16 protein-coding genes are annotated in these 22,594 nt (G+C 71.0%); 8 read left to right on the top strand and 8 right to left on the bottom strand.

Going from position 1 to position 22,594, the window contains the following annotated elements; all coding sequences use genetic code 11:
• Positions 1-19: 19 nt before the first annotated feature.
• On the top strand, positions 20-1,507 hold the full coding sequence (locus tag AQJ54_RS33705) for an RAD23 family protein (protein WP_062243833.1): 1,488 nt from the start codon (positions 20-22) through the stop codon (positions 1,505-1,507).
• 653 nt (positions 1,508-2,160) lie between these two features.
• On the opposite strand, the gene AQJ54_RS33710 is transcribed toward AQJ54_RS33705, so the two are convergent.
• Positions 2,161-2,847: an alpha/beta fold hydrolase gene (locus tag AQJ54_RS33710; RefSeq protein WP_062243836.1), complete on the bottom strand. Its 687-nt coding sequence runs from the start codon at positions 2,845-2,847 to the stop codon at positions 2,161-2,163.
• 107 nt (positions 2,848-2,954) lie between these two features.
• Here AQJ54_RS33710 and AQJ54_RS33715 point away from each other — a divergent pair, with 107 nt between their 5' ends.
• Both AQJ54_RS33715 and AQJ54_RS33720 read left to right on the top strand, forming a co-directional pair.
• A complete protein-coding gene (locus tag AQJ54_RS33715; protein WP_062243838.1) occupies positions 2,955-3,926 on the top strand; it encodes a helix-turn-helix transcriptional regulator in 972 nt (323 codons plus the stop codon).
• 232 nt (positions 3,927-4,158) lie between these two features.
• Entirely contained in the window at positions 4,159-5,055 is an 897-nt protein-coding gene (locus AQJ54_RS33720) for an IS982 family transposase (RefSeq protein WP_062243840.1), read from the top strand.
• 392 nt (positions 5,056-5,447) lie between these two features.
• On the opposite strand, the gene AQJ54_RS33725 is transcribed toward AQJ54_RS33720, so the two are convergent.
• Positions 5,448-6,227, bottom strand: a complete 780-nt coding sequence (locus tag AQJ54_RS33725; RefSeq protein WP_062243843.1) for an NPP1 family protein — start codon at positions 6,225-6,227, stop codon at positions 5,448-5,450.
• Positions 6,228-6,689: 462 nt separating this feature from the next.
• A complete protein-coding gene (locus tag AQJ54_RS33730; protein ID WP_062243846.1) occupies positions 6,690-7,685 on the bottom strand; it encodes a ribosome-inactivating family protein in 996 nt (331 codons plus the stop codon).
• A gap of 250 nt (positions 7,686-7,935) precedes the next feature.
• On the opposite strand from AQJ54_RS33730, the gene AQJ54_RS33735 reads away from it, so the two are divergent.
• From AQJ54_RS33735 to AQJ54_RS33745, 3 genes are all read left to right on the top strand, one after another.
• A complete protein-coding gene (locus AQJ54_RS33735; protein WP_062243849.1) occupies positions 7,936-11,706 on the top strand; it encodes an nSTAND1 domain-containing NTPase in 3,771 nt (1,256 codons plus the stop codon).
• A gap of 364 nt (positions 11,707-12,070) precedes the next feature.
• Positions 12,071-14,281, top strand: coding sequence for an FUSC family protein (locus AQJ54_RS33740; protein ID WP_211278612.1), 2,211 nt, complete (start codon positions 12,071-12,073; stop codon positions 14,279-14,281).
• A 176-nt stretch (positions 14,282-14,457) separates the two neighbouring features.
• Positions 14,458-14,883, top strand: a complete 426-nt coding sequence (locus AQJ54_RS33745) for an SRPBCC family protein (protein ID WP_062243851.1) — start codon at positions 14,458-14,460, stop codon at positions 14,881-14,883.
• 81 nt (positions 14,884-14,964) lie between these two features.
• On the opposite strand, the gene AQJ54_RS33750 is transcribed toward AQJ54_RS33745, so the two are convergent.
• Positions 14,965-15,885: an alpha/beta hydrolase gene (locus tag AQJ54_RS33750; protein ID WP_062243854.1), complete on the bottom strand. Its 921-nt coding sequence runs from the start codon at positions 15,883-15,885 to the stop codon at positions 14,965-14,967.
• 177 nt (positions 15,886-16,062) lie between these two features.
• Here AQJ54_RS33750 and AQJ54_RS46945 point away from each other — a divergent pair, with 177 nt between their 5' ends.
• A complete protein-coding gene (locus tag AQJ54_RS46945; protein ID WP_062243857.1) occupies positions 16,063-16,251 on the top strand; it encodes a hypothetical protein in 189 nt (62 codons plus the stop codon).
• Between the two features lie 391 nt (positions 16,252-16,642).
• Here the strand turns inward: AQJ54_RS46945 and AQJ54_RS33760 are convergent, their stop codons facing one another.
• The 4 genes from AQJ54_RS33760 to AQJ54_RS33775 form a co-directional block, all read right to left on the bottom strand.
• Positions 16,643-17,230 (bottom strand): DUF308 domain-containing protein, encoded by a 588-nt coding sequence (locus tag AQJ54_RS33760; protein ID WP_062243861.1) that lies wholly within the window; start codon positions 17,228-17,230, stop codon positions 16,643-16,645.
• 40 nt (positions 17,231-17,270) lie between these two features.
• Positions 17,271-18,890 carry a tannase/feruloyl esterase family alpha/beta hydrolase gene (locus AQJ54_RS33765; RefSeq protein ID WP_062243864.1) on the bottom strand — a complete coding sequence of 540 codons (1,620 nt, stop codon included), beginning with the start codon at positions 18,888-18,890 and terminating at the stop codon, positions 17,271-17,273.
• Between the two features lie 254 nt (positions 18,891-19,144).
• A complete protein-coding gene (locus AQJ54_RS33770; RefSeq protein WP_079070134.1) occupies positions 19,145-19,846 on the bottom strand; it encodes a cytochrome b/b6 domain-containing protein in 702 nt (233 codons plus the stop codon).
• Entirely contained in the window at positions 19,794-20,516 is a 723-nt protein-coding gene (locus AQJ54_RS33775; protein ID WP_248845487.1) for a molybdopterin-dependent oxidoreductase, read from the bottom strand. Before AQJ54_RS33775 ends, AQJ54_RS33770 begins: the two co-directional genes overlap by 53 nt.
• A gap of 381 nt (positions 20,517-20,897) precedes the next feature.
• Between AQJ54_RS33775 and AQJ54_RS33780 the strand changes: the two genes are divergently transcribed.
• A complete protein-coding gene (locus AQJ54_RS33780) occupies positions 20,898-22,532 on the top strand; it encodes an ABC-F family ATP-binding cassette domain-containing protein (protein WP_062243869.1) in 1,635 nt (544 codons plus the stop codon).
• The last annotated feature ends 62 nt before the right edge of the window (positions 22,533-22,594 follow it).

Below are 22,594 nucleotides of genomic sequence, written 5' to 3' on the forward strand. Positions count from 1 at the left end.
CGCCCTCGAGGACTCACGCGTGCACAAACTCAGAACGCATGCCCTGGTTTCGGCCCTGTCGGCCATCACCGTCGCGACGCTGCTGGCCACCGGCTGCTCCGCCCACTCCCCCGCCGCCACCGGCGACGCAGCCGCCCCCGCGGCCGAAGCCTCGACGCCCGGCACGGGCCAGGAGCCACTCGCAGTCGTCTCCGCCCCGACCGGCGACGCCGCCACCCCGACCGCCGTGGCCGCCGCGAACACGCTCGACAAGACCCCGGCCCGGAAAACCGCGCTCAAGGTCGCCTCGTACGACAGGAAGAGCGGCCGGGCGGTCATAGCGGCACCGCCGTCCGGCTCAAGTGCGGCACCGTCGGCAACCCCATCGGCAACGACCGCTTCCTCGCCCGCCGGCTCCGGCACCCGCCAGGACACGGGCTCGGACGGCGCAACGTCCAAGACCCCTGTGGCCGTCGGCGACGTCATAGCCAGCGCCCCCTCCCCCGGCGCCCCTGACGGCGTACTGGCCAAGGTGACAGAGATCGTCGACACCTCGGCCGACGGCAGTGCCACCGTCCAGACGGAACCGGCCAAGCTCAACTCCGTGCTGGGCCAGAGCAAGGCCAACGGTGCGGTCCCCGTCGACCCGTCCAGCATGAAGGTCGATCCGCTCGTCGAGGGCGTGAAGGTCTCCTGGGCGAAGACCGGTGACCTCACCTTCGGGCCCGAGGGCGCGAAGCTTCCGCTGGGCAGCCTGCGCATCGACGTCGGAACCGCTGTGCAGACCGCCGCAGGTGCCCCCGCGTCGGCCGCCGCCTCCCTCAAGGGATTTGTCCAACTGGCCCCCGAGGTCGCCTTCTCGTACAACGGATCCGGCTCCGCCGCGAGTTCTTCGCCCAGCGGCGCGTTCCTGGGTCTGACCGGCGACTGGACCTCCCAGTGGCAACTGAAGGGCCGCGCTGCCGGCACGACCAACGGCAAGCCGATCCGCATCCCCTTCGCCGAACTGCACGCCGATCCCGTGATCCAGGTCGGCCCGGTCCCGATCGTCGTCAACCTCGATCTCGTCTGCTACTTCCGGGTGGACGCCGACGGCCACGTCACGGTCGACGCCGAACAGGACCTCAAGGGCGACTTCCGCATAGGCGGCAACTTCACCTGGGCCAAGGGCTGGAGCGGCGTCAGCGAATCCCACATGACCGGTGAGCCCCTGAAGACGACGGTCACCGCCGTCGGTGACGTGAAAGCAGCGATGGGTACCGAGGCGACGGTGGGCCTCTACGGCACCGTGGGAGTCACCGCCGACCTCGCCCCCTATCTCCGCGCCGAAAGCAGCGCGACTGCCGAAGGCTCGTCGGACGCCACCGGCTCCGCCCACGGCTCCTGGGCCCTGTACGGCGGCGTCGACCTCACCGGCACACTGAACCTGCAGCTCTCCATCTTCGGCACACCCGTCTTCCAGTCACGGATTCCTCTGGGCGCCGTGCACAAGGAGTGGCTGCTGACGAAGGGCGAAGTGAAGACGTAGAAGCGCTGCCGACCAGGACGAGCCGGAGCGGGCCCGCTGAGCAGGCCACGCAGCAGCGCCCCTCTGACGCGCGGCCTTGTCGACCTCGTCGACGCAGGCGATGGCGTAGCAGGTGCCCCGGACGAATGAACGGCCGTCAGCGTCTCAGAGGAAGACATCACCGCCGATGCGCTGGGCGCCCACATGTTCGCCATGCATGTGGGCGCCGGAGCGTCTGCGGCTCAGCGGATCGGCCGCGCGTCGCATGGCAGCAGGAAGCCGGCGAACGTCAAGCCTCTGTCTTCGCCGCCCTGTGCAGCCCGCTCTCCCACAGGCCCAGGTACGTCAGTACGTTCCCGCCAGACCGGGACTGTCGGCGGTGAAGGAACGGGACCAGGGCGACGGGGTGGCCACCGGCGGACTCACCATCGATGCCCACCCCGCGCGGGCCGATCCGCAGCCGGTCCGTGCATCGGCGCAGCCGGCGGGGCGTGGACGCGGCCGGTATGCACGCCGACCTGTCTGATCTCCCGGTGGTTGATCCAGTGGCGGCCGTGCTCCGGGTGGTAGCTGACGCACCAGCACCTGCCGTAGATCGCGTTGTTGCGCTCGGCTCGCCCGGCCAAGGCGTCCGAGGTGAAGGCGTCCAGGGGCGGACCTGGCAAGGCCCGGACTCAGGCCTCCGCGGCCGCCGCCGCCAACAGCCGGGCGAGTTCGGCCGGCTTGGTGAACATCGGCCAGTGGCCCGAGTCGATGTCGACGAAGTCAAGGTACCTCGAGCGGCTGACCTCGGGCGCGTCTCCGGCGTCGATCCATTCCCGAGCCTGGGCCGGGGTGAACTCGGGGCACACGAGCAGCATCGGGACGTCGAACCTGCGCTCGTCCTTCAACCGCACCGTCCCCTTGGCCACCCCCTCGGGCACGGGGATCGCCGCCGAGGCGATGCGGCTGCGCGTCTCCTCGTCGAGGTCGACGGAGTCCGGTCCTTCGAACGGGCTCCAGCCGGGAAAGGGCATCACGCCGTCCTTCGTCTCGAAGAAATCGGCGTACGGCTGCCCGTCGGCGGACGGGAAGCCGCCGATGAGGGCCACCTTGGCGACCCGCTCGGGCCGCGCATCGGCGGCAAGCCAGGCCAGGGTGCAGGCGGCGGAGTGCCCGACCACCATGGGCTTGTCCGGTGCCGCGTCCACCGCGGCGAGCACCGCGGCGACCTGGTCGTCCAGTGTGGCCGACCCGGCTCCCTCACCCTGGCCCGGCAGGGTCAGCGCCCTGGGGCGGTGGCCGAGTTCCTCGAGCGCGGGTACGACGTCGTCCCAGGCGGATCCGTCGAGCCACAGGCCGGCGATGAGCAGGATGTCCATGGATCAGTTCTCTTTCCCTTGAAGCCGTGAGGTCGGTGCCCCTCACGCTATGACTGGTTCCGGACAATCCGCTTCCGGTGTATACCGTGACCACTTAATCTGCTCGGGTGCCGACCGAGCTCAGTCCCACTGCGCGAGCCCTGCGCACCCTCGAGATCCTCCAGTCCCGTGCCGCGGGAGTGACGGCCGACGAGATAGCCGCCTCCCTGGGTGTCACGGAGCGGGCCGCGCGCCGCTACATCGGCATCCTCCGCGAGGCGGGCATCCCCGTGCACTCGTCCCGGGGCCCCTGGGGCGGCTACCGACTGGGACGTGGGGCGCGGCTGCCGCCGGTCGTCTTCACGGAGCCCGAGGCGCTCGGCCTGGTCATGGCGGTCCTCGACGCTCAGCCGGCGGCCGCCGACCCCGATGCCGACGACCTCGTCGGTACCGCCCTGGGCAAGGTCATCCGGGCGCTGCCCGAGAAGGTCGGCCGGCAGGCGGCCGCTCTGCGCGAGCACGCGTCGGCGGCACCCGATCGTCACGCCGCCCGCCCGGACCCGGCCCTCACGAGCACCCTCGTCACAGCGAGCGCGCTCCGACGCCGGGTACTGATCACCTACCGCAGCGAGTCAGGCAGCGCATGGGAGACCCAGGTGGATCCCTGGGCGGTCGTCGTCCGCTACGGCCGCTGGTATCTCCTGTGCCACTCGCACCACGCGGACGCGATCCGCACCTACCGGATCGACCGGGTCCGCGCGGTCCGGGAGACGGCCCACGGCTTCCAGGTGCCGGACGGCCTCGACCCGGTGGCGGCGTTGGAGGAGAACCTGGGCCAGGGATGGGCGTTTCCCACGCGAGTCGTGTTCGAGGCCCCGATGGCCGAGGTGCTGCCCTCGATCCGCCCGCCCATGGGGCGGCTCGAGCCCTCCGGAGAGGGTTGCGTACTCATCGGCAGCACAAGGAACCCGACCATGTACGCGCAGGAATGGCTGGCGCAGCTGCCGTTCGCCTTCCGCGTGGAAGGCGGCCAGGAACTACGCGCGGCGGTAAAAGCGCTCGCCACCCGCCTCACTGCGGCCGTCACGGACACGACCTGACCTTTTATCGCGAACCACCCATACATGCCAGCTCCTTGGGGCCGCCCCCCTAGCCGCGCGGAAAGGATCGTCCGGCATCGAGCATCACGCCTGGAAGGCACAGGCGCCGTACCGCTGGCAGCTGGTCGGGTTCCTACTTCAGGTACAGATCGGTGTCGAAGATGACGACATCTAGACGAGTAGTTCCGATTTCGGGGTTCACGGATGCAGGGAGGGTGTCCAACATCGGGTTGTGACGACCGAGTTAGACACCCTCTTGACCGCACTGTACGTGCACGTCGATGACCATCTGAATACCCCGCGGTGGCGCGGCCGGCCGCCGAGGCTGACCGACGCGGAACTGGTCACCCTGGCCGTGGCCCAGGCGCTGCTGGGCTATCACTGCGAGGCCCGCTGGCTGCGCTTCGCCCACGCCCACCTGCACGCCCTGTTCCCGTACCTGCCTCAGAGGCCGGCCTACAACAAACGCCTGCGGGCTGCGCTGGGCCTGGTCAAGCGGGTCATCCGGTCCCTGGCGGGCGATTGCGACCTGTGGCTCGATCCGGTGTGGATCGTCGATTCCACGCCGGTGGAGTGCGCCCGCTCCCGCGAGACCGTGCGCCGCTCGGAGCTGGCCGGCTGGGCGAATTACGGCTACTGCCGCTCCCACTCGCGCTTCTACTGGGGCCTGAAACTGCACCTGGTGTGCACCCCGGCCGGGCTGCCCGTCACCTGGGCCCTGGCCGATCCGAAAGTCGATGAACGGCAGGTCCTGGCCGCTCTGATCGACAACGAACCGCACCTGGCCGCCGACCGGCCCGGCCTGCTGATTCTGGCCGACAAGGGCTACATCGCCGCCGAACTCGACCGCTTCCTGGCAGCCCGCGGCATCCAGCTGCTGCGGCCCTCCTACCGCAACCGCGGCACCCCCCACCCCGCAGAACCCCTGCTCAAGACCGTCCGCCAGCTGATCGAATCAGTCAACGACACCCTCAAGGGCCAACTCGACCTCGAACAGCACGGCGGTCGCACCATCGAGGGCGTCGGCGTCCGAGTGGCCCAGCGGATCCTGGCGATGGCCTGCGCGATCTGGCACAACCGCACCATCGGCGCACCCATCACCAGGTCACTGATCGCCTACGACCACTGAGCCACATCGGAACTACTCGTCTAGCTGAGCTCAGCACAGCTCGGTGTAGCGCTCCATGACCACGGGGTCCGCCGAATCATGATGCCGGGGCCGATGCCCGGTGCCCTTCGCCGCGGAAGCAGTGCGCACCGGATGGAGCGCGTCGGCCCCCGGACCGCCACGATCCCCGCGCCCTGAACAGACGGGACCGCACCAGCAGTACGCGCCCGGAACAGACGGGAGCGCGCCACTGGTGCGGAACGAGACGAGGAGGAGGGGGTGCTTGAGGAAAGGGAACGTGTCGCGGTGGATGCCTCCTCGCGCGGAAGCAGTCGCTGAGCAAGCGGAGCATCTCGGACGAAGTCCGCTCCAGCGGCGAAGCGAGGGAGCGCAGGCATCCACCGCGGGCTGCGTCAGAAGGCGGGGACCTCAGAGGGCCGGGCCTTGTTGATGTTGTTGACGAGGTTGTTGGTCAGCGGGAAGTTGGCCCTGCCCCACTGGGAGTTCCACAGGGCGTCGCGCGGCGCCTTGTCCATCTGCTCCATGGTGACCAGGGCCGGGGTGTCCCAGTGGTTGCCCGGGCCCCAGGCCTCCGTGTCCTCGCCCCACTTGGCGAAGCGGAAGGCGTGCGTGCTCGCGCCGTCCTTGTGATAGACGATCTTGACGTGGTTGCCGTCCATCGGCACCTCGTTGATCGGGTGCGTGCTGAAACCGCCGTGCCGGGAGGCGGCCAGGTACCGGGGGCGCTCCTCGCCCTGCTTCTGGAAGACCACGACGCACTCCCAGTCGTGGCGGTGCCCGAAGGCGTCGGCGCCGTTGAGCGTCTGGTCCTTCTCGAAGTACAGCGCGTAGACGTAGGCGCACCAGCCGTTCTCGCACCGGGACTGCGAGTAGGTGTTGGCTCTGCCGAGGTGATCGGTCCGGCAGCCGCCAGTGATCGAGCCGCTGGGGTTGAGGCCGCCGTTGAGGTGTCCGCTCGCGTCCACCGCCGCCGCGGGGAAACAGCCGTCGGTGTCGTAGTCGAAGAGCGGCATGTACTTGTTCTGGAAGGTGCTCGCGTTCCACGGCAGCGGGTTCAGGATCTCGGCGCTCGCGCTTCCCGTCAGACCGACGGTCAGGGTGGCGGCGCTGCCCAGGACAAGGGCGGCCTGGGCGAGGCGGGACAGTCGACGGCGCCTGGCTGTCTGCGGCATGTGTGTGCTCCGGTGATGGTTCGTTCTGCCGGGAGTCCGGCGGGACGAGACCGAGCCTGGAGCACGGGGAGTTGTTCGGCGGGATGCTCTGAACAGGTCGTTCAATCATTTTCGGCGCTACGGGGGATGGCCCCCGTGGCCTGCATCTCCGTGCCTTTTGCGGCCGTTCACCGTTCACCTCGCGTTTCCTCTGCGAGTGTGCCGACGGATGTTGACGGCGGCGGGCACAGGCTCGCATCGGTGACCACAAGGGAGACCGGCGGTCGGATGCCAGGAGCGCGCGGCGCCCGCACCATGCAAGAAGCCGCCGATGGACGGGGGGCGTCCACCGGCGGCCGGTCGGCGGACAGGGGGTGTCCACCGGAGTGTGCCCCTCGGGGGGATGAGGGGCACGGGTTCAAGACTGGCAGCCGGAGCGTTGATCGGCAGCCCGTCTGATCAGGGCGATCAATGCCGGTCGGGTCAGGGCGCGCCCTTGGCCGTGTTCAGGATGAGGGCGTAGTCGGCCAGGGCCGTGATTGTGACGCCGACCAGCCTGTTCCACTGGTCGATCGTCCAGGCCCCCACCCGCTCACCGCTCTGCGGATCGGCGGCGCCCGCGTTGTGCTGCGCCCTGGCGGCCCCCAGCCACCTGTTGAAACGCCCGCTGAGGGTGCCCCAGTTGTTCTCCTCTCCGGTGACCTGCCACGGGATGTACACCGGGTCGCGGTCGGCGGCCGGCTCGTTCGCATAGCCCAGCCTGGTGCCGATGCCTCTGAAGCGGGTGGCTTCCGAGATGAACTGGGTCATCATCAGGACCGCGCGGGCCTGGTTCCGTATCTCGGTGCGCGCCTGGTTGCCGCCGTCGCGGTCGGTGGGCTGCCGGGCGTCGTAGAGGTTCCAGGCCGCGGTGTTCAGCGCGTCCCTGCTGAAGCCGATCTCATTGCGTGCGACACCGGCCCGGTTTTCCAGGTTGGGGTAGTCCGCGTTGAAGTTGGTGGGCCGGTTCGCCGCCCATTGGGTCACCTCGCCTCGGTTGTTCCACGCCACCGCCGGCGTTCCCGACTCCGCCTCGCCGCCCAGGCGGTTGTAGACGGCGTCGTTCGACCACCAGCCCATCAGGTAGAGGTCCCCACGGCGCAGGCGAAGGCGGACGAATTGGTCGTTCCCCCACATCTGTACGTCCACGTCGATGAACTCCCTGGTGTTCGGAGTGTGATCGACCGTGCTGCTGCTGCCCGGGACCTGGTTGTCGGCGCCGTTGACCTGGCGGCGGATCTGGTTGATGAAGTCCCAGTAGTTCCACCTGTTCATCTCCCCGATCTTGAAGCGGGGGATGCGGTCCTGGGCCGAGGCGGTGGAGATCTGGCCGAGCGGGCCGACCAGGGTGGAGAAGACCGACAGCACCAGAGCGGTGATGATCATGCCGATGGTGAACCTGCGAGTGCGTCGCCGCGACGTCTCGTCCGTGTGGGCCATGCGTGTCCTCCAGGTGTTCGGAGTGCCGGGGATCCGGCCTTGTCCCACCGACGTTCGCAACCGGAACGTTGATTGGCATGTGCCTTCTGTCGGGTCGTTCAACTTCGCGACAAAAGGGGCTTGATGGACGTCACGTGCCGTATCGCCGGTATGTCATCTGGCGGCAACCTGGGCGTCACCGGGCGGCTTGTACGTTCGTCGCGCGCGATGTCCCTTTCGCGCACTGTGCGGACTGTACGGAGGTGAGCGCGTGGGGCGCCCGGAAAGACCCCTGGACCCGACGGCCGGTCCCGTCGCGCGGCTCGCGCATGAACTGCGCGAGCTGCGCAAGGCCGCCGGGAGCCCCTCGTACCGGAAGATGGCCGAGGCGGCGGCCTTCTCCGCGACAACGCTGTCGCAGGCCGCTGCCGGCGAACGGCTGCCGTCCCTCGCCGTCGTCCGAGGCTACGTACAGGCGTGCGGCGGCGACCCCGACGCCTGGGAGCCGCGGTGGAAGGACGCCGACGCGGAGGTGGCGGGCGAGGTCCGCGACGACGCCGAGGACGTCGTGCCGTACCGGGGTCTGGCCCGGTTCGAGCCGGCCGACCAGGGGCTGTTCTTCGGGCGGTCCCGGCTGACGGAGGACCTGCTCCAGCTCGTGTGCGGACACCGGTTCGCCGCGATGTTCGGCGCCTCCGGCAGCGGGAAGTCCTCGCTGCTGCGGGCCGGCCTCATCCCCCGGCTGCAGAAGGAGATCACCGGCCGGGGGCGTCCGGCGGTGCTGCGCGTGCTCACGCCCGGCGACCGGCCCGCCGCCACCTACGGTCATCTGCTGACCCCGGGCCCGGACGAGCCGGAGAGCTGGGTGGTGGTGGACCAGTTCGAGGAGGTCTTCACCCTGTGCCGGGACCGGGCCGAGCGGGCCCGGTTCATCGACCTGCTGCTCGCCGCCCGGGACCCGGACAGTCGACTACGGGTTCTCATCGCCGTACGGGCCGACTTCTACCCCCGCTGCGGCGAGCACCGCGCTCTGGCGGACACGCTGTGCGGCGCCGGGCTGCTGGTCGGGCCGATGACCGCGGAAGAACTGCGGGAGGCGGTCGTCAAGCCCGCGCAGGAGGTCGGGCTCCTGGTGGAGCGCGAGCTGACCGCACGGATCGTGGAGGAGGTCCTCGACGCGCCCGGCGGGCTGCCGATGCTCTCGCACGCCCTGCTGGAGACCTGGCGTCGGCGCAAGGGCCGGGTGCTCACCCTGACCGCGTACCAGGCGGCCGGCGGGGTGCGCGGTGCCATCGCGGCGAGCGCCGAGGAGGCGTACGGGCAGCTGACCGAGGAGCAGGCGGACGCCGCGCGGCGGCTGCTGCTGCGGATGGTCGAGCCCGGCCAGGGCACCCCCGACACGCGGCGTCCGCTGAGCCGGGCGGAGTCCCAGGAGTGGGCGTGCCCGCACGTGCCCGTGGTGGTGGAGCGGCTGGCCCGCGCCCGGCTGCTGACAGTCGACGAGGAGGCCGTGCAGCTCGCCCACGAGGCGCTGATCACCAGCTGGCCGCGGCTGCGCGGCTGGATCGAGGAGAGCAGGGAGCAGCTGCGCCACCACCGGCGGCTGACCGAGGCCGCCCGCGTCTGGCTGGAGCATGACCGCGACTCCGGCGCCCTGTACCGGGGCACCCGCCTGGACCGGGTGACGGAGCTGTTCCCGGACCAGGAGCACGACCTCTCCCTGACCGCGCCGGAACGCGAGTTCCTCACCGCCGCATTGGCCGTCCGCGAGGCGGAACGCCGTACCGCAGCCCGCGCCGCGCGCCGGGCGCGGGCCGCGGTGGGCGTCCTGTCGGCCGTCCTCGCGGTGGCGCTGATCACCGGTCTCGCCGCCTGGACGCAAGGCCGGGACAACGAGCGCCACCGCGTCGACGACGCAGCCCGCCGTATCTCCTCCGTCGCGGAGGGCCTGACCACCACCGATCCACGCACCGCACAACTGCTGGGCGTCGCCGCCTGGCGCGTGTCCCGGCTGCCCGAGGCCCGGGAGGCGTTGCTGAGCGCGCTCGACCAGCAGGAACTGGACGCGTTCAGCGACCGGGCACCGGGCGACGGCCCCTTCCGCCGGCTGACCGACTCCGGCCGGACCCTGCTCAGCGTCGAGGGGCGCACCTGGCGGACCTGGGACGTGGCACGGCACCGGCGGATCGCCGAGGGGCGGCTGCCGGAGGCCGGCGTCACGGTCGGGGCGAGTCCGGACGGACGGCTGCTGGCCCTCTACGGACCCGGCCCGGGCGACGGGTTGCGGCTGTGGGACACGGCCGCCGGACGATGGACCGACGAGCGACTGCCGGTGTCGTCCGTCGTGGACTTCGGCAGGAGCACGTACACCGTGCGCGGGGTGGACGCGTCCCGGGCGGCGGTGTACTCGGCCGCGGACGGGAAGCTGCTGTTCGAGGCGGCGGACACCGCGGCGCCGGGCGAGGACGGCCGGCTGATCGCGGTCTGTCCCCTCGGCAAGGGTGGCGCGCCGCAGCTGCGGGACCTCACGGCCCGGCGCACGGTGCACGGCCCCTGGGAACGCGCGGGCGACATCTGCGGCCAGGAGACCCTGCAACTGGTAGTCGGCGGTGGGGGCCGGTGGCTCGCCGCGGTGCTGCCGAGCGGGGTGCGGCTCTGGGACGTCCGGTCGGGGAAACGGCTGCCCGACCTCACCGACAGCGGAGTCAGATACGCCGCCTTCGACGAGGCGGGGAAGTTCCTGGCGCTCGCCGACGGGGAGAAGATCACACTGTGGCGGCTGGGCTACGGCTCCCCGGTGTTCCGGTACTCCCTCGACAACCAGCACCTCGGCGATCTCGCCTGGGACCCCACCCGTCCGGTCCTGCGCTATCTGGAGGCCGGCACGGTCCACACCCTGGACGTGGCGACGGCCGTCACGCCCGCCTGGCAGGACCGGCCGATGGAAAAGGTGCTGATCAGCCCGGACGGCCGTACGCTCGCCACCGCGCGACGCAGCGGCGACACCTACCGCTTCGAGCTGCGCGACACCGGCGACGGACGCCTGCTCAGCGTCCTGCCGCCCACCCCGCTGGGCGTGTCGCACGACCCCGCCCGGCCGGTACGTCCGCAGTACACCCTCCCCCATCTGGCCTTCACCCCCGACGGCAAGGAACTCGCGTACGCCGTCACGGCGCCCGGTTACGAGGCCTCCCCGCAGCGCCTCACCGTCTGGGACGTCGCCCGCCGCCGGGTCCGCACGACACTGGACCTGGCGGAGAAGACCTCGGCCGGGGCGGTGATCACCATCGCCCTCGGCCCGGACGCCCGCACGCTCCACCTCACCCGCACCACGACCGTCGGCGACCTGACCAACGAGACCTGGGACCTCGCCCGCCACCGTCGCACGGCCGTCCTCACCGGCCTGTCCAGCAGTCACCTGGCCGTCCGGCCCGACGGCCGCCTCCTGGCCGGCGACAACCGGACGGTGAGACTGCCGGGCGGCAGGTCCACCGGACGCGACCTGGTCCAGGGCGACGAGATCGGCGCCCTCGCCTTCGCCCCGAACGGTTCGCGGTTCGCAGCCGGGGACCAGACGGGCCGGGTGGGGCTCTGGGACGCGGCGGTCCGGCAGCGGGAGGGCATCCTGCCGAACGTCTTCCCCGCGCTCCCCGGGGGAGAGAGCGGGTGGCCGGACGGCGGCCCCGACCCGATCAGCGACGACACCTCCGAGGCCGTCAGCGCCCTCGCGGTCAGCCCCGACGGCCGCACGCTCGCGGTGGGTGGCGAGGCGGGCAGCCTCCAGCTGTGGGACATCGCCACCCAGCAGCCGCTCGGCGGCCTCCTGTCCACCCCCGGCGACCCGATCGACACGGTCGCGTTCGGCCCGGACAGCGGCACGGTGTACGCGGGCAGCGCGCACGTGCCTCTCCAGCGCTACGTCATCGACCCGGCCCGGGCCGTCGCCTCGGTGTGCGCTCGAGCCGGAGCACGCGAGCTGACGCGGGCGCAGTGGCGGACGTACGTGCGTGACGTGCCCTATCGCAAGGTGTGCGGTGACTGATGCGAGCTCAGTTCCGCCGCGCCCGTGCTCGACCTGTTGCACCTGGTCTGCCTGGCGGCTCGGTCCCGGCTCGGCCACCCGTGCGGGCCCTGCGTGCGCCGGGCAGCCTGCACTGCCAGTTGGGGGTCACCGGCCCAACTACACCGTCGGCCGCGACGGATCGGCACGTCGCGGCCCGTGAACTCAAGACGGGCATCGGCCGGATGGCCTCGTCACGGTCGCGCTGATCATCGCACCTCCCCCCTCACCGCCATGACGACCGACGAAAGCACCCGAGGTGCTCCGGTGCCTCAGGAGAACGCCCCCCCGCGCCATGCCAACGGTCCAGGACGCGCGCGCAAGGCGTTGGGGTGATCCTGGAGAGGTGAGGGGTGTCCCAGCCGGGTGGCTCCCGGCGGCCTACGCCGCTTCCGGCCGCCGGGCCGTGCGCGTGGCCCTTGCCGCTGCGATCGGCTTCTACCTCTTCCGCTACGGGCTGGACAGTCCCGTCGCGGCCACGTACGCGCTGTTCGGCGCGGTGGCTCTCGGCGGACTCTCGCGGATCCCGGGAACCGGGCGGCAGCGTGCGGCGAGCATGCTGCGGGTGCTTCCGGTGTGCTGGGTCCTGGTGGTCGTCGGCACCTGTCTCTCGGTGCGCACCTGGAGCGCCGTCGCCGGGATGCTGGCGGTCGGCTTCGCACTGGCCTTCTCCGCCGTGGCCGGACCGCGTCCGGCGGGCGTGGCGCCGGGGCTCCAGCTGCTGTACATCCTGCCGTCGTTCCCGCCCTACGATCCAGGCTCGCTCGACGAGCGGCTGCTCGGGGCGACGACCGGGCTGGTACTGCTGATGGCCACCGAGGCGCTGGTCTTCCCCGAGCCGTCCCCGACGCCGTACCGGGAGCGGGCGGCTCGCGCCGCACGGACCGCGGCGGACTGCGCCCGAGCCCTGACGGTGCCGCCGTACGCTCTCAAGGCCCAGGATCGCAGCGCGGCGGAAGAGGCCGGCCGGGGGCTGCGGTCGCTGATGGTGCCCGAGGCGGAGCGTCCGGCCGGTCCCGGTGTGCGGGTGCGGGCCCTCGCCCACACCGGCCTCGCCGTCCGTACGCTTCTCCATCGCCTGGCGTGGCTCACGGCCCCGCCAGGAGCGCAGGAGCGCGAGGTGGCAGCCGTGCTGCATACCGTGGCGGACCTCGCGACGGCGACGGCGGAGTGTCTGCGCGCAGGGACCTCGCCGGTGGGGCCGTACACCCAACTGTCCTCGGCACGCGCCGCGTTGTCTGCCCTGTCCGCGGGAACATCCGCCCCGCAGGCCGCGCCCCGGTCCGGATTCACGCCCACCGTGCTGCGCAGGCACGCGGCCGTGCTGGAGATCGCGGATGCCGCGCTGGCCATGGGAGCGGCGGCCGACCGTGCCGTACACGGACGGCATGCCGAGGTGGAGGTGACGCCGGAACGCTTCTGGTACGCCACCGTGCCGGCCCCGGTGCTGTGGTGGCACCGGCTGCGCGGTCATGCGGGGCGCCGGTCGGTGTTCTTCCAGAACGCGGTACGGATCGCACTGGCCCTTACTGCTGCGCGCCTCGTCGCGGGCCTCGACACCCTGCCGCACGGCTTCTGGGCCATGCTCGCCACCCTCAGTCTCACCAGGACCACCCTGGAGGCGACCCGTCACACCATCCGGCTCGCCCTCACGGGCACGCTGGCCGGAGCGCTGCTGACCGCGGCGACACTGACCCTGGTGGGCACCCACACCAACGTCTACGCCGTGCTGCTGCCCCTGTGGATGCTGTTCGCCTTCACCGTCGGGCCGGTACGGGGTGTCGGGTGGGCCCAGGGACTGTTCACCGTGCTGGTGGCCCTGGTGTTCGCGCAACTGGCGCCGTCCACCTGGCAGCTCGCGGAGGTGCGCATGCTCGACGTGCTGATCGGCAGCACGATCGGCGCCGTGTTCGGGCTGCTCGCCTGGCCGCGGGGCGCTCATGACGAGATGCGCCGTGCGGCCGCCGAACTCCTGCGCACGGCCGCGGAGGTCGTGGTGGCCACGACCTCGTCGGTGGCGGGCGGCGCCGCCACGATCGTGCCGACGGCCGCGCCGGGGCGGCGTTCCCTGCACCACGCGCTCGTCCTCGCCGAGTCGGCCTATGCGCAGTTCCAGAGCGAGCCCACGACCTTGACGGGCGCCGGGCGGGGTTACCCGGCGTCGGTGGACTGGCAGGCGACGCTCATTGCCGGCCAGCACACCCTGTGGGGCTCCGAGCGGCTCGTGGCTCCGCCTGCCACCGTCTTGCCCGCCGCGGCAGCGCGGACGGCGGAGGCGCTCGGCGAACGCATGGCCGGGCGGATGCTGCTGGTCTCCGCGGCCCTGGATCCGGGCGGGGACACCCCGCCCACGCCGGTGCCGCGGATCGATCCGGTGCATCCCGAGTTCGGCGCCGAGCCGGTGGGCGCGCCCCGCCGCTACTACGCCGTCATCGAGTGGCTGGAGTCCCTGGCGGCCGATCTGACACGCATCTCCCGCGGGGCTTCACCACGGGCGGCCGCCGACACGGGGGCCGACGCCCGCTCCGGGGCGGGCGCCTCTCAAAAGCACGACTGAAACGGGCGGTCATGGTGCCTGTCAGCCGGTCTTTCGTGGCGGTGTGCGGGTGCTGCGCCCTGCGGTGCGGAGGGTCGCCGCAGGAACCCCGAAAGTAACCACCTTGACAGGTGACGAGATCGCATGGGAATCTCGCGTCACCATTCAGAACGGTTACTTTTCGGTGAGGACACCCCATGGCAGTCGTACGCTTCCACCTCGTCTCCCAGCTCGCCCCCAAGGACGTGCTCGGGGTGCTCACCGACTTCGGCCCCTCCCGGGCCCAGGCCTGGCCCACGATCGACGCCGAGCACTTCGAGGTCCACGACCTAGGTGACACCTGGGCCGAGGTCACCGAAGGGACCGCAGCCGCCTGGGAACGGGCGCGCTACGACTGGGAGCCCGCCGGCGACACGGTCACCGTCACCACCCTGGACTCCAAGCTCTTCGGAGCCGGCGGCGGCTGGGTGTTCAGGATGACGCCCGAGGGCAACGGCACCCGGGTCGACGTCGAACTGCGGCGGGGACCAAGCACCGTCAAGGGCAGGATGCTCGCCTCGCTCCTGCCCCTGGCCTCCGGATCGCTGCGCAAGTCCTTCGCGGGCCCGCTCCAGGCGAAGTGACCCGTCCACACATGCGGGAGGGGCCGACAGCGTGTGCTGTCGGCCCCTCCCGCATGTTTCCCCGCCCGTGGCTCAGGCCGGTCACTTGTCGAGGTGGGTGGTGAAGTAGTCGGTGAGCTTCTCGACGGCCTGGTCGATGTACTCGCGCTTGTCGTAGAGGTCGACATGGCTGGCGCCGGGGATGCGGTGGAGCTCCTTGGGGCCGGTGCCCGCCTGGTGGGCCTCGACCGCCATCCACGCGGTCACCGCGCGCTCGCCGATGATCTGCAGCATGGGGCGGGGGCCGATGAGGGGAACGGCACGGAAGACGTCACTGGAGGCCATCTTGTCGACACTGTCCCAGGTGAGGAACTTCGCGGAGCGTTCGTGGTGGCCCCGGGGGCCGCAGTAGTACTCCCAGCCCTCGATGCCGTGCTCGCCGCCCAAGGCGCCCGCCTCCTCGGCGGTGTCGGGGAACATCGTCAGCACGCCCGGGTCCTCGCCGCGGGCCGCCCGGGTGCGGGCCTGGGCGGAGGCGTCCAACAGGGCCTGGAAGACGGCCGGGTCCTGGGAGCCGTCGGCGCCGAAGCGGAACTGGCGGGCGGGCTCGGCGGTGCAGACCGTGGCGACGGCCTTGACGCGGTGGTCGCCACCGGTGGCGGCCAGCGAGTAGCCGCCGGAGGCGCAGATGCCGAGCAGGCCGATGCGCTCGGGGTCCACTTCCTCGCGGGTGGTGAGGTAGGAGACGGCGGCCTTGAAGTCCTCGATGCGCTGGGCGGGGTCCTCCAGGCCGCGGGGCAGACCGCCCGACTCGCCCTGGTGGGCGGCGTCGAAGGCGAGGGTGACGAATCCGCGCTCGGCCATCAGCGCCGCGTAGGTACCGGAGGTCTGTTCCTTCACTCCGGTACCGGGGTGACCGACCACCAGCGCAGGACGAGGGCCGGCGGCCGGGGTGTCAGAGGTGTGGAGGTGGGCGGCGATCTCGATGCCGGCGCTGCCGAAGCTGACAGGGGTGAAGGACATGGAGAACACTCCTCAGAGACATGAGGGACGAAGTACGGGAGCACCCGGTCGCCGCCGGGCACACATCCACCATCCGTCGTCCGTCCCGTCCGCGGGAGAGGCAGGTTTCTGCCTGGGAAGGATCCTGCCCCCTCACACCTGTGTCGCGCCGCGCCCGGCAGCAAGACACCGGAGAGCATGGAACCCACACCCGACCCGCATGCCCTCGGTGCGTTTCTGCGGGCCGCCGGGGCACAAGTGGACCCCCAGCAGTGCGGCCTGCCCACCACCGACTCCCCACGCCGGGTCCCCAACTCGCCGGCCGCACCGACGACCGCCCTGTACACCGACTTTTCGGACCTGGCGCCCGCCTGGTCGGTGAACTGACCCTCCGGGACGCCGACTTGGATCAATCTGGAGGTGCTTCGGGTGCTGACCCTCCTCGACAGCGACGACTGAGTCCACCTGCCACTGGAGGGCCCACGGGGTGCGCGGGCCCCTCCGTCGTGCCTGCCTCGCCCCACTCCCTGCGCGCAGTGGGCCGACGCATGCCACAACTGGTACTGATGCGGGTCGAGTTGTCGTCGGCTTCCATGAGATGCGGCTCTCCCTCTCTCCCGTACTCAGGGCCCCGCATGGTGAACGGCGCGGACAGCCACTGACGGTCCTCCGGTCCCGTGCCACTCGCGCGCCCTTGAGCCCGGCGGCCGGCGCACACCGACGTACGTCGCCCCGCGGCCAGGAAGGCCGCGGGGCAGTGGGGCGGGATGGGAGCAGGTCACGTGGTCCGGGTGCGGAGCCGGCGGGACTTCCAGCCCAGCAGCAGCGCCTGGAGCATGAACCACACACCGCCGCCCGTGGCGTACACCGACAGCACCTCGAGGGAGGGGTTGTCGCGCACCGCCTGGATGTTGTAGGTGATGCCTACGAGGAAGGACAGTCCGCCCGAGATCAGGGTCGGCCACTGCTTGCCCAGTTCAGGACCACGCCGCCGTACTCCGACGATGACCTGGGCGGTTCCCGAGACGATCGCCCAGGCGCCGAACACGTGGAGCACGGGCGCCCCGCCGTCGGCGCCGGCGATGCCGAGTGCGACGGCGGCGAGCGCGCTGAGCACCCCGTTGAATGCGATGACCCGGCGCTCGGGGCCGTTCGGGGTGGCCCGGTGTTCGAGCAGCGAGGACACGGCGTCGATCAGCGGGTAGGCGACCAGGAGCGTGGTCGCCACGGCGTCGACGTCCTCGTGGGCTCCGGCGAAGGCCAGGGCCCAGGCCAGGGCCAGGGCGCCTCGGCTCAGGTACAGCCTCAGCAGGAAGGAGCGTTCGTCCGTTGCCGCGGGCGCGGGGGCCGATGTCTGGGTGCTCATGGAAGTTCGGCCTTTCTCAGGTCGGTCGTCGTCCGGCGGGTCAGTGCCGGGACGGGGAGACGCACTTGAAGCTGGAGGCGACGGCCGGATCGCCGTGGCCCTTGTAGCGGGAGACCTGCGGGTAGCCGCACAGGTCGCGAGAGACCTTCTGCCCCTGGTCGTTGACCAGGGTGGCCGGCAGGGTCCTGGGAGCCTTGCCGTGCTCGACCCAGGCGGTCAGTGCGGCGAGGCCGTCCGCGGAGCCGTCGAGGCCGTTGAGGCCGCAGTGGTTGGTGCCCGGTGCGAGGAAGAGGCGGTAGAAGTCGTCGGCCTTCTTGGCGCCGCCCAACTCCCGTTCGACCTTCTGGCGGTACTGCACCGTGCCCTGCGTGGGGATGTACTGGTCGGCTTCGCCGTGCCAAGTGATCAGCTTGCCGCCGGACTTGCGGAAGCGGGAGAGGTCCGGGTCGTCGGTGCCGATGACCTTGTCGTACTCGGTCTGGGACTGCCTGAACAGCTGCGCGAACCGGCTGTAAGTGATCGCGGAGAGGTCGAGGGACGGGTCCTTCGCCACCCAGAGCTTGAGCCAGGCGGCGGGGACCGGGAACGGCGAGCCGATGACGTTGCCGCCGGCGTCGGGGTCGGTGTGCGCGGCCAGGGCCCAGATGTCGGCGCCGACGGGGACGCCGTACCAGAGTTTCTTGCCGGAGGCGGTGCGCGGACCGTCCCAGATCTTGCGTACGACGGTGGCGTCGGCCGTTGTGACGGTCAGCTCCTTGCCCTCGCACAGGACCTTGGTGCCGATGAGGCGGCGTGGGTCGAAGTCGCACCGGGAGGCGTCGTCGACCAGGCCGTCCTTGACGCCGTCCAGGGAGTCGCAGGCCTTGACGGCGGCGTTGGAGAAGGCGGTGAACTCACACTGGGACGGGTAGGTCTTCTCGTTGTTCATGACGATCTGCGGCCACAGGGTGGCGACCTCGAACTCGTCCCAGTTGACGGCGGGCGCGTCGGCGAGGATGCCGTCGAAGTCCTCGGGGTGGCGCTGGGCCTCCATGTAGCCCTGGCGGCCACCGGTGGAGCAGCCGGTGAAGTAGGAGTACGACGGACGCTTGCCGTATGCCGCGTCGACGACATCCTTGCCGACGACTGCCGCCTCGTGCTGGGAGCGGGAGGCGAAGTTCTCCAGCAGGGCGGTGTCGACCCGTCCTTCGCTGTTCAGCGCCCAGCTCGTGTCGAGGGCGTCGCCGACACCGGCGTCGGTGCTGACGGCGGCGTAGCCGCTCTTGACCGCGGTGCCCAGGCCGACGTTGTTGTCGCCGGCGAGGTAGGCGGCGCCGCCCAGCCCCTGGAAGCGGCCGTTCCAGCCGGTGACGGGCAGCCAGGTCCGCACCTTGGCGTGGTCGTTGTCCCCGGGGTGGGTGAGGATGACCGTGACCTCGCAGTAGGCGGGGACGCCGGAGACCGAACCACCGAGGACGCCGGTACCGGCGATGGTGCCGCCCTGCCGGCCGACTGCCGTCACGGACTCGACCTCCGTGCCGGCCGGGGCCTTCACGGCGGGTGCCGAGCAGACGAAGGCGGATGTGGCGGACGGGTCCTTGGTCTCCGCCGAGGCGGTCGGCAGGTACACCGCGGCAGCCAGCGGCACACCGGCCGCGAGGACAGTCAGAAGTCGTCTCATGGGTTTCCCATCGGAGAAGGTAGGAGTGTCCGGCCGCAGGCGACACATGTGCGTGGCACACGGGGTGCGCCGAGGGCCGACCGAATGTCATCACCACTCAAAGTGGTGACGATTGAATATGTGCATCGAGAGGAGGTGCCGGGGAGGTCTGGCGGCCGTCGACCTGGCTCCAGGTTGGCAAGCGTCGCAGGCGCGACGGCAGTCAGTTGACGGTCCGCATTCACGACCGCCGCCCGCGCCCGGTGGCGTGCCGGTCAGGTCATTCGACGATCCACCGCGTCCGCGGCAGCGTCACCCTCCCGCTCCTCGCGCAGCCACCGCGAGTGGTGCCGCTGGGCCCAGGAAAGGCTGACGTGTCCGGTGCGCATGCCCAGCCGCGCCTCGGGATCCTCGAACGCCTTGCGCAGGTGACCGAGGACGACGAAGGTGATCGCCCAGGCCAGGATGTCGTGGACGAGGATCGCGCTGGTGCGGGAGATGAAGGGCAGCAGCCCCATGAACCACATCAGCAGGCCGGTGAACATCATCACCAGTACGGCACCGGCGATCCAGCCCGCGTAGAGCTTCTGTCCCGCGTTGAACTTGCCGGCCGGGCGCGCCTCGGGCGAGGTGCGGCGCCTGCGGACGGCGCGCAGCCACTGGCGGTCGTACACCGCGAAGCGGTTGAGGCGGCGCAGGTCCGCACGGAAGGCGGGTGAGAGAAGCCCGAGCAGGAACGGCACGGGCAGTGTGATGCCGGACCACTCGTGGACGGTGACCATCAGGTGCCGCCGCCCGACGAGTTGTGCAAGTGGTCCGAGGTAGAGGCAGGCGGCGGTGACCAGACAGAGGAGCATCAGGTAACCGGTGACCCGGTGGACCATCCGCTCTGCGGTGCTGAACCGGCGTATGCGGCCCTCGCGTTCAGGCCGCGTCACCCTGCCGGTCGGCCCCGTCGAGCCAGCCGTCGACCGCATAACCGCGCTCCTCCCAGTAGCCGGGAACGACCTTGTCGGTGACCGAGATGCCGGACAGCCACTTGGCCGACTTGTAGAAGTACATGGGTGCCACGTAGAGGCGGACCGGGCCACCGTGCGCGTGGGTGATGGGCTTGTCCTGCATGGTGAGCGCCACCAGGACGTCCGAACGCCGGGCCTGTTCCAGGGTGAGGCTCTCGCTGTAGGCGCCGTCGAAGCAGGTGAAGCGGATGGCGGCGCCTTTGGAGCGCACGCCGGCGTCGTCGAGCAGGTCCGCGAGCCTCACTCCGTCGAACGGCGTCTTCTCGACACGCCATCCGTCGGTGCACACGACATCGTGGACGACCCGGGTCCGGGGCATCGCGCGCAACTGGTCGAGCGTGTAGGTCCTCGGCCGGTCGACCAGGCCGCCGAGGGTGAGCGCGTAATTCGTCTCGTCCTTGTGCGGGACCGAGCCGACGACGCTGTAGTAGCGGAAGCCGCCCGGGTTGGGGAGCAGTCCGGTCAGACCCGTCGCGTCGACCTCCGAGGCCGCGGCCAGGAAGTTCTCCCAGCCCTTCTGGAGGTAGGGCGCGGCGGCGAGTCCCGCGGCGCCCGCGCCGAGCATGCCCAGCATCGCCCGCCGCCCCACCGGTGCACCCTCGGTCCTGGGTTTCGGCTTGTCCGCCATGGTGTGCGCTCCTTCCGGCACAGGTGAACCCTGGCGAGCCCATTCGGCATCGTCACCAGTTCAACCGGTGACGATGCTGGCATGCGTCCATGGAGCTGTCAAACAGCCGAGTCGTTCGCGCACACGTGTGAGGCCGCCCGGGGCAAAACCCGTCGACCCGTCGGAGGGGCGGCTGTTAGGCTTGTGGAGACATTGACCGTCGATCGAGGAGTCACAGACGTGGTGGGTGAAGACGACATCTCCGGATGAGATCCGGATCTGACGGCCATCGGCCGGCGCTCAGAAGCGCTGCCGCGGTGGTCCGTTTCGTCGACCCCTTCTCCCACGTCTGCCCAGGGCAGAGGTATCCGCTCTGCCCTCCGTCCTTTCGAGGTCGCCTCCATGTCCGACGCCGCGATCGTCTGCTCGAACCTCTCCTTCGCCTGGCCCGACGACACCCCGGTCTTCCATGACCTGTCCTTCACCATGACCAGCGGCCGCACCGGCCTGGTCGCCCCCAACGGCTCCGGCAAGAGCACCCTGCTCAGACTGCTCGCCGGCGAACTCCGCCCCACCACCGGCTCGTTGACCGTGAGCGGCACCCTCGGCCACCTCCCGCAGAGCCTTCCGCTGACCGGCGACCTCACCGTCGCCGAAGTGCTGGGAATCGCCGACGTCGTCCGCGCCCTGGACGCCGTCGAGTCCGGCGACGTCGACGAGAAGCACTTCGCCGCCATCGGCGACGACTGGGACATCGAGGAGCGCACCCGCGCCCAACTCGACCGCCTTGGCCTGGCCGGCCTCGCCCTGGACCGCACCCTGCGCACGCTCAGCGGCGGCCAGGTCGTCTCCCTCGGCCTCGCCGCCCAACTGCTCAAGCGCCCCGACGTCCTGCTGCTCGACGAACCCACCAACAACCTCGACAGCGAGGCCCGCCACAAGCTCTACGACGTCCTCTCGGACTTCACCGGCTGCCTGCTTCTGGTCAGCCACGACCGCGCACTCCTCGACCGCATGGAGCGCATTGCCGAGCTGGGCAGCGACGAACTCCGTTTCCACGGCGGCAACTTCACCGAGTACGAGGAGGCCGTGCGGGCCGAGCAGGAGGTCGCCGAGAAGAACGTCCGCAACGCCGAGCAGGAGCTCAAGCGGGAGAAGCGGGAGATGCAGCAGGCCCGGGAGCGCGCCGAGCGCCGCATGAGCAACGCCTCCAAGAACCTCAAGAACGCGGGCCTGCCCAAGATCTTCGCCGGCACCATGAAGCGCGGCGCACAGGAGGCCGCGGGCAGGTCCGGCACCCTGCACGCCTCCCGCGTCAGCGACGCCAAGGCCCGTCTCGACGAGGCCGGGCGTGCCCTGCGCGACGAGCAGCGCCTCACCCTGGAACTGCCCGACACCCAGGTGCCCGCCGGGCGCAACCTCTTCATCGGCGAGGGCATGCAGGTCCGCCTCGCGGCCAAGCCCGTGTTCGCGGGCCACGGCCTCGACCTCACCGTCCGCGGCCCCGAACGCATCGCCCTCACCGGCCCCAACGGCGCCGGAAAGACCACCCTGATGCGTCTGATCACCGGTGACCTCCCCCCGGACGGCGGCGAGATCAGGCGCGGTGACGGCCGGATCGCCTACCTCTCGCAGCGCCTGGATTTGCTGGACCTGGACCGCACGGTGGCGGAGAACTTCGCCGCCTTCGCTCCCGAGCGGCCCGAGGCGGAGCGCATGAACCTGCTCGCCCGCTTCCTCTTCCGGGGCACCCGCGCCCATCTGCCGGTCGGCGTGCTCTCCGGCGGCGAACGCCTGCGCGCCACCCTGGCCTGTGTCCTGTGCGCCGAACCGGCCCCGCACCTGCTGCTGCTCGACGAGCCGACCAACAACCTCGACCTGGTCAGCGCCGGGCAGTTGGAGGGCGCGCTCAACTCCTATCGGGGCGCTTTCGTGGTGGTCAGCCACGACGAGCGGTTCCTCGCGGAGATCGGGGTGAACCGGTGGCTGCGGCTGGCCGACGGCACCCTCACGGAGACGGGGGCTCCCGAGGTGTGAACCGCCGACGTGTGACGTGGCCCGCGTCCGAGGCGACACGCCCCGCGGGCCGAACTCCGAAC

Origin of the sequence: Streptomyces griseorubiginosus, from assembly GCF_001514195.1 — a bacterium.
GTDB lineage: Bacteria > Actinomycetota > Actinomycetes > Streptomycetales > Streptomycetaceae > Streptomyces > Streptomyces griseorubiginosus.